Origin of the sequence: Mycobacterium sp., from assembly GCF_036488105.1 — a bacterium.
Taxonomy (GTDB): domain Bacteria; phylum Actinomycetota; class Actinomycetes; order Mycobacteriales; family Mycobacteriaceae; genus Mycobacterium.
Window position 1 is genome coordinate 1 of record NZ_DASXHW010000091.1, and the last position, 7,201, is coordinate 7,201.

The window sequence follows — 7,201 nt, forward strand, 5'->3', positions numbered from 1 at the left end:
AGCAGCCAAAACCACGGACTGGCCGGAGATTTCGACGCGGATCCCGGTCAGCATCGGCAACGTGTCATCACGGCCGGCCGCAACTGCGACCTGACCGATCGCCTCGGCGAACACGTCGGATGGCAGGGCGCCGGTCTCCTCGGGCAGTGCCGGCAATGTTGGGTAGTCCTCGACCGCCATCGTCGGCAACGAGAACTTCGCACTTCCGCAGGCCAACGAAACCCTGGTGCCCTCGACCTGGACGTCGACGGGCTTGTTCGGCAGCGCCTTGGTGATGTCCGACAACAGTCGACCTGACACCAAAGCTGTTCCTGGAGAGGCGATTTCAGCGGCCAACCGAACTTCGGCGGAGACCTCGTAGTCGAATCCGGAGATTGTCAGGCCATCATCCGAGCCGGTCAACAGCACGCCGGCCAGCACCGGCACGGTGGGCCTGGTCGGCAGGGTCCGCGCAACCCACGCCACCGCGTCAGCGAAGTCGTCCCGCACCAGGCGGAACTTCAAGTCGGTCAGGCCGACTGTGGTCGTCGCCACGTCCATTGCGTCCCTTCAGTCACCACGAGCACCCCAGACTGCATAGGCCAGCGTCGGCGGCTCCACCCCACGTGAGGCGCGGTATTTCCCGCCGACGGACACCCGTGCCGGTAATCCGTTCCGACGACCGAAACGGCAGTCGAACCACAACCGTAGAGCGTCGGAGGCCATCTTGAAAGCTAATCAGAATCAGCGACACTCGGCGTTTCCCGGGTCGAGACCGGGGTGTGGAACGGCTTGTCCCCAGGGCCGTTTTCTAAAGAACAAACTAGTAGATATTTCAGTGACAGTATTAAGGCCTGTGCAAGTTGGGGACAGCATGCCGTCTGTGCTGCTGGGGAAGCCGACCGGGCTGTGCATGACACGGGTCCGGATTGTGTGGTTCGTGTGCAGCGGTTGGGGACGGGTCGGGGTTGTGCATGAAGACCGTGGTTGGCGCGCGAGTGTGAGCAGTGTTGCGCACAGCCGCATCCACAGCCGATCGTGTGACAGGTGTTATGGCCGAGATAGAAGTTTTTTCCGAATCTGGCCGTAAATATCAGCGCTTGGAGCGCTGGCGAATCCGCGTCGTGAGCTCTTTGACGTGATCGAAGATCTCGCGCCGCTCGGCCATCTCGGACAGAATCTTCTTTTGCGCGTACATCACCGTGGTGTGGTCGCGGCCGAAGGCCTGCCCGATCTTGGGCAGCGACAGGTCTGTCAGTTCGCGACATAGATACATGGCGATCTGCCGCGACTGGGCCAGGGCCCTGGTCTTGCCGGGCCCACGTAGTTCCTCGACCGTGGTGTCGAAGTACTCCGCGGTGGCCGCCATGATCGTGGCTGCGCTGATCTGCATGGTGCTGGCATCGGCGATCAGGTCGCGCAACACGATCTCGGCCAGAGCCTTGTCGATTGGCGCCTTGTTCAGCGAGGCGAATGCGGTGACACGAATCAGCGCGCCTTCCAGCTCGCGGATGTTGCGTTCGATGCTGCTGGCGATCAGCTCGAGCACGTCGTCGGGAACATTGAGCCGCTCCATCTGTGCTTTCTTGCGCAAGATGGCGATGCGGGTTTCCAGCTCCGGCGGCTGAACGTCGGTGATCAGCCCCCACTCGAACCGGGTTCTCAGCCGATCTTCAAGTGTCGCAAGCTGTTTGGGCGGGCGGTCGGAGGAGATGACGATCTGCTTGTTGGCGTTGTGCAGGGTATTGAAGGTGTGGAAGAACTCTTCCTGGATACCTTCTTTGCCTTCGATGAACTGGATGTCGTCGACCAGCAGCACGTCGACGTCGCGGTAGCTGCGTTTGAACGCCACCTTGCGGTCGTCGCGCAGGGAGTTGATGAAGTCGTTGGTGAACTCTTCGGTCGAGACGTACTTGACCCGCATGCCCGGGAACAGCCGCTGGGCGTAATTACCGGCAGCATGCAGCAGGTGCGTCTTACCCAGTCCTGATTCGCCCCAGATAAAGAGCGGGTTGTAGGCCCGGGCCGGCGCCTCGGCGATCGCGAGAGCTGCGGCGTGGGCGAACCGATTCGAGGCACCGATGACGAAAGTGTCGAAGGTGTAGCGGCGGTTCAAACTGAGGCCGGCGGCCGCGTCGGCCGCGGTGCTGTGCGGACGCTCGGAGAAATACGACGGCCAGTTTTGGTGAGCACTGGCCAGGGCCTCGCCGTCTTCGTCGATCTCGTCGACCTCATCGTCATCGGAGGCCGGCTCGTCGACTCCTGCGCCGATGCCGTCGTCGGATTCGTCTCCGGCCAGCGGGGAGATCCGGACGCCGAGCTCGATCTGGTGTCCGAGCCGGCGGCTGAGCGCCTCGGTGATCTGGGTGCGCAGGTGACGTTCGATCTCGTTCTGCACGAAGCTGCTCGGCACGGCGAGAAGGGCAAAGCCTTCGACGATCGTCAGCGGCTGTACCAGGTTGAGCCACGCGCGCTGCTGTGGAGTCAGCGGCGGCACATAGGGATCACCGTTGAGGGCGGCGCTATCGGTGGTGAGTTCGCCGTTGAGTTCGGAGACGACCGCGCTCCAGACCGTAGCGAAACTTGATCCGGGGTCCTCGGTCAACGACGGGTCCCCCTGATATCAGGTCGAAGTACAACCGGTAGCTGCGACAACGAACTGTCCACATGGTTATCCACAAGTGTGGACAGGACAGCCAGCCCAATGCCGCAGCTAACCCCCGACAGCCTGCGGGATCGGCGCTCTATACAACCAACAGAAGTCAGCTGGCTAGCAGGCCGATCTGCCATCCTCGCTTCGTTGTCTGGCGCCGTTTCGGTATGAAACAGCACTGCCCGAAGTTAACAGTTTTCCTCGCGCACGGCCAACCGTTCTGCAACATTCGGGACGCTTTGCCAAACATTGCTCGGCGGACCGGTGGCGGGTGTGACGTCAGTGAACGATCAGGGCCAGAGCGGTGGCTGCCCGGGCCAGGTTTGACCGGGCGAACGGCGGTCAGTACCCTCATACAGTCGCCCGAAAGTCGGCGATACGGCTGCGATCCGAGCACCAAGCGCGGAGGCTGCGCCGGGTACCAAGCGAGACACAAAGCCTATCGAGGCGTCGTGTGGGCAAGCGTGACCCACCGGCCCGGGGAACCGGGTCGAACACGATGCCAGATGCAGCAAGGAGAGAGTCGTGGCAAAGGGCAAGCGGACCTTCCAGCCGAATAACCGGCGCCGTGCCCGCGTGCACGGCTTCCGCCTGCGGATGCGGACCAGGGCCGGCCGGGCCATCGTGTCGAATCGGCGTGGCAAGGGCCGACGCTCGCTGACTGCTTGATATCGAACCCCGGTGGGACAGCGGTGCTTTCCGCGCGGAACCGCATGACGCGGTCGGGCGATTTCGATGCGACGGTCAAGCACGGGAAGCGAGCTGTGCAGCCGGATCTGGTGATCTATATGCGGCGCGCAACAGGTGATCCGAAGCTTGGACTGATCGTTTCGCGATCGGTCGGATCTGCGGTGCAACGCCATCGGCTGTCCCGCCGGCTGCGCCATGTGGCGCGCGACGTGATGGGCGAGTGCAGCCGGTCGGAGCACCTGGTGATCCGTGCGCTGCCCAGCAGTCGGGATCTCGTCTCCGCCAAGTTGGGCGAAGAGCTACGGGCCGGCTTGCGGCGTATCGAAGCGGCGGGATCCAAGCGGTGACTGACATAACGTCGCGGTGCGTGCGATCCGTCCGGCGCGCCGAGCAGATGATTATTCGAGGGTTGATTTTCGTTATCCAGCTTTACCGGCACATGGTGTCGCCGCTGCGATTGCCGACATGTCGCTTCACCCCAACCTGCAGTCAGTACGCGGTGGACGCGCTGGCGCAGTTCGGGTTGATCCGCGGAAGCCGGCTCGCCGCGGTCCGGCTGGCGAAGTGCGGTCCGTGGCATCGGGGAGGATGGGATCCGGTACCGGAGCACCGCGGAGCCGGGGTCCAAGACTGGGTCGCCCCAGCGACGCTAGGGGAGAGTGATTCTGTTGTCCTTTGATCCGTTCAGCCTCGACTATTTCTATTACCCGGTCTCGGCGATCATGTGGCTCTGGTACAAGGCCTTCTCTGCGGTACCAGGCTTGGGTCCCACGAGCTTCCTCACCTGGACGCTCTCGGTGATGTTCTTGGTGTTCACCCTGCGCGCGATCCTGTACAGCCCGTTCGTCCGCCAGATCCGCACCACCCGCCAGATGCAAGAGCTGCAACCACAGATCAAGGCGTTGCAGAAGAAGTACGGCAAGGACCGCCAGCGGATGGCGCTGGAGATGCAGAAGCTGCAGAAGGAACACGGGTTCAACCCGATCCTGGGCTGCCTGCCGATGCTGGTGCAGGTGCCGGTCTTCCTCGGCCTGTACCACGTCCTGCGGTGCTTCAACCGGACCTCGACCGGCATCGGACAGCTGGGCCTGTCGCCCGAACGCAACCGCGAGTTGGGCAACTACGTTTTCAGCGTCGCGGACGTCAATCACTTCCTGGACGCGAATCTCTTCGGTGCCCCGCTCGGCGCCAGCATGACGCAACGCGGAGCCAGCCTCCAGGCGTTCAGTGAATTCAGCCGCCCGGCCGTCGCCGCAGTCGGGGTGCCGGTGATGATCCTGGCCGGCATCGCCACCTACTTCAACAGCCGGGCGTCGGTAGCCCGGCAGAGCGTTGAGGCCGCGGCAAACCCGCAGACCGCGATGATGAACAAGCTGGCGCTGTATGTGTTCCCGCTCGGCGTGGTGGTCGGCGGGCCATTCCTTCCGCTGGCGATCATCTTCTACTGGTTCGCGAACAACATCTGGACGTTCGGACAGCAGCACTATGTGTTCGGGATGATCGAGCGCGAAGAAGAGGAAAAGAAGCGCGAGGCGATCGAACGCCGGTCCGCGAACGCGCCGGCGCCCGGAGCCAAACCGAAGCGGTCGGCGCGGAGTCCTTCGGCGGTCGGCAACGGTTCGTCGGCGACCGACGCTGCCGAGGGCAACGGCGCGGCCGCGGATTCGTCGGAGGCCGGCGATTCAGTCAGCCGGTCGCCGCGGCCGGGAGCCAAGCCGAAGAAGCGCAGGCGTTAACCAACGGGCCCGCCGAATCGACGCGACGATTCTGCGGTGCGGCAGGACGACAGACTTAACCGGGCGAGGCCCCGGGTACGGGAAGGGAAGAAAGCAGATATGACCGACGTCGACACCACCGGACACGAAGCGCACGAGGCGCCGAGCCACGAGGATCTGGACGAGGCCGTCAACGGCGCCGCTCCGGGCGAGGGCGAGGGCGACGGCGAGGGCGACCTGGAAGAGCGGTTGGTCGCCGAAGGCGAAATCGCCGGCGACTACTTGGAGGAACTGCTCGACCTGCTCGACTTCGATGGCGACATCGACCTCGACGTGGAAGGTAGTCGCGCGATCGTCAGCATCGACGGCAGCGACGACTTGGCCAAGTTGGTGGGCCGCAAGGGCGAGGTGCTCGATGCGCTGCAGGAGCTGACCCGGCTCGCGGTGCACCAGAAGACCGGAGTGCGCAGCCGGCTGATGCTCGACATCGCCAGCTGGCGCCGCCGGCGCCGGGAAGAGCTGGCCGCGCTGGGCGACAAGGTGGCCAAGCGGGTGCTGGAAAGTGGCGAACGCGAGGAACTCGCACCGATGACGCCGTTTGAGCGCAAGATCGTTCATGACGCCGTCGCAGCGATCAGCGGGGTTCATAGCGAGAGCGAAGGCGTCGAGCCGGGGCGCCGAGTCGTCGTCTTGGCCGACTGAGCAACACCGAGTTACACCCATGTAGTTCGGGCGCGGGCCGGCAGCGGGCACGGAACGGGAGGGATGTTTCACGTGAAACATATCGATTCCCGTGACCGCGCGGTACCCGAAATACCACCACCACCGCCGGAAGCCGCGGCCAAGATTTTCGGCGAGCGGATCGGCGTCGCCGAACGCTACGCGGTGCTGCTGGCCGACATGGGAGTCGAGTGGGGGCTCATCGGCCCCCATGAGGTCGAGCGGTTGTGGGACCGCCATCTATTGAACTGCGCAGCGGTCGCCGAGCTCTTCGAGCCGGGGGAGCGGGTCGCCGACATCGGTAGCGGGGCCGGTCTTCCCGGGCTGCCGGTCGCGATCGCCAAACCGGGAGTCCGGGTGGTGCTGGTGGAATCGCTGTCACGGCGCGCCGAGTTCCTCCACATGGCCGTCGCCGATCTCGGGCTCGATGTCGAGGTGATACGCGGACGCGCGGAGGACCCAGCAGTCCGGGAGACCGCCGGCGGATGTGATGCAGTGGTGTCGCGGGCGGTGGCGTCACTGGACAAGCTGACCCGCTGGAGCCTGCCGTTGCTCCGGCCGGGCGGCCGGATGGTGGCGATCAAAGGCGAGCGTGCGCCCAACGAAGTCGCCGAACATCGGCGGGTGATGACCACGTTGGGCGCCACGGATGCCAGGGTGGTGGAATGTGGCGTGAGCTATCTATCCCCACCGACGACGGTGGTGGTTGCTTGGCGAGGCAAGCTGGAATCGACCCGGCAGGCGTCGCGCCGACAGTCGAGCAGGGAGAGCCTATGAGTGCGCCACATGACCCTGTCGGCCCGGTCGGCGGCGTGCATGTTTCACGTGAAACATCGGACCTCGACACTCCAATCGGAGCCGCCGCCGAGCGCGCGATGCAGGTGCTCTCCAAGTCCTACGAGCCGCTGAGTCGACCCAGCCATCGCCGTCTGTTCACCATCGCTAACCAGAAGGGCGGCGTCGGTAAAACGACGACCGCGGTGAACCTAGCGGCGGCCCTGGCCGTCCAAGGACTCCGGACGCTGGTGATCGATCTCGACCCGCAGGGCAACGCGAGCACCGCGCTGGGCATCACCGATCGGCACGCGGGGACCCCGTCGTCGTACGAGGTACTTCTCGGCGAGATCAAGCTGACGGAGGCGATGCGCCGGAGTCCGCACAGCGACCGCCTCTTCTGCGTGCCGTCGACCATCGACCTGGCCGGCGCCGAGATCGAATTGGTGAGCATGGTCGCCCGCGAAAACCGGTTGAAGACCGCCCTGGCCGAGCTCGACGCCGTCGACTTCGACTACGTCTTCATCGACTGCCCGCCATCGCTAGGGCTGCTGACGATCAATGCATTGGTCGCCGCACCCGAGGTGCTGATCCCCATCCAGTGCGAGTACTACGCGCTGGAGGGCGTGTCGCAATTGATGAGCAACATCGAGATGGTGAAGGCGCATTT

9 protein-coding genes are annotated in these 7,201 nt (G+C 64.4%); 7 read left to right on the plus strand and 2 right to left on the minus strand.

What is annotated here, in order from left to right:
• Both dnaN and dnaA read right to left on the minus strand, forming a co-directional pair.
• A partial coding sequence (dnaN, locus tag VGH54_RS05085; protein WP_331510854.1) for a DNA polymerase III subunit beta occupies positions 1-540 on the minus strand: 540 nt, incomplete at its 3' end.
• 532 nt (positions 541-1,072) lie between these two features.
• The gene (gene dnaA, locus VGH54_RS05090) at positions 1,073-2,584 is read right to left on the minus strand and encodes a chromosomal replication initiator protein DnaA (protein WP_331510855.1); all 1,512 of its coding nucleotides are present in this window, start codon (positions 2,582-2,584) and stop codon (positions 1,073-1,075) included.
• Between the two features lie 573 nt (positions 2,585-3,157).
• On the opposite strand from dnaA, the gene rpmH reads away from it, so the two are divergent.
• The 7 genes from rpmH to VGH54_RS05125 form a co-directional block, all read left to right on the plus strand.
• Positions 3,158-3,301 carry a 50S ribosomal protein L34 gene (rpmH, locus tag VGH54_RS05095; RefSeq protein ID WP_293001408.1) on the plus strand — a complete coding sequence of 48 codons (144 nt, stop codon included), beginning with the start codon at positions 3,158-3,160 and terminating at the stop codon, positions 3,299-3,301.
• 23 nt (positions 3,302-3,324) lie between these two features.
• On the plus strand, positions 3,325-3,669 hold the full coding sequence (rnpA, locus tag VGH54_RS05100) for a ribonuclease P protein component (protein WP_331510856.1): 345 nt from the start codon (positions 3,325-3,327) through the stop codon (positions 3,667-3,669).
• 47 nt (positions 3,670-3,716) lie between these two features.
• Positions 3,717-4,001, plus strand: coding sequence for a membrane protein insertion efficiency factor YidD (gene yidD, locus VGH54_RS05105; RefSeq protein ID WP_414688648.1), 285 nt, complete (start codon positions 3,717-3,719; stop codon positions 3,999-4,001).
• Complete coding sequence (gene yidC, locus VGH54_RS05110; protein ID WP_331510859.1) at positions 3,985-5,058, plus strand: membrane protein insertase YidC; 1,074 nt, start codon at positions 3,985-3,987, stop codon at positions 5,056-5,058. The genes yidD and yidC overlap by 17 nt, the downstream gene beginning before the upstream one ends.
• A gap of 99 nt (positions 5,059-5,157) precedes the next feature.
• The gene (locus VGH54_RS05115; RefSeq protein WP_331510857.1) at positions 5,158-5,739 is read left to right on the plus strand and encodes a protein jag; all 582 of its coding nucleotides are present in this window, start codon (positions 5,158-5,160) and stop codon (positions 5,737-5,739) included.
• A 63-nt stretch (positions 5,740-5,802) separates the two neighbouring features.
• Positions 5,803-6,534 carry a 16S rRNA (guanine(527)-N(7))-methyltransferase RsmG gene (gene rsmG, locus VGH54_RS05120; RefSeq protein ID WP_331510858.1) on the plus strand — a complete coding sequence of 244 codons (732 nt, stop codon included), beginning with the start codon at positions 5,803-5,805 and terminating at the stop codon, positions 6,532-6,534.
• A partial coding sequence (locus VGH54_RS05125; protein WP_414688647.1) for a ParA family protein occupies positions 6,531-7,201 on the plus strand: 671 nt, incomplete at its 3' end. The genes rsmG and VGH54_RS05125, both read left to right, overlap by 4 nt.

What these genes read in the sequence shown, in the direction of transcription:
- rsmG (WP_331510858.1), top strand. Translation starts at nt 5,803, where the DNA reads ATGTTTCACGTGAAACATATCGATTCCCGTGACCGCGCGGTACCCGAA.
- VGH54_RS05115 (WP_331510857.1), top strand. Translation starts at nt 5,158, where the DNA reads ATGACCGACGTCGACACCACCGGACACGAAGCGCACGAGGCGCCGAGC.
- yidD (WP_414688648.1), top strand. Translation starts at nt 3,717, where the DNA reads ATGATTATTCGAGGGTTGATTTTCGTTATCCAGCTTTACCGGCACATG.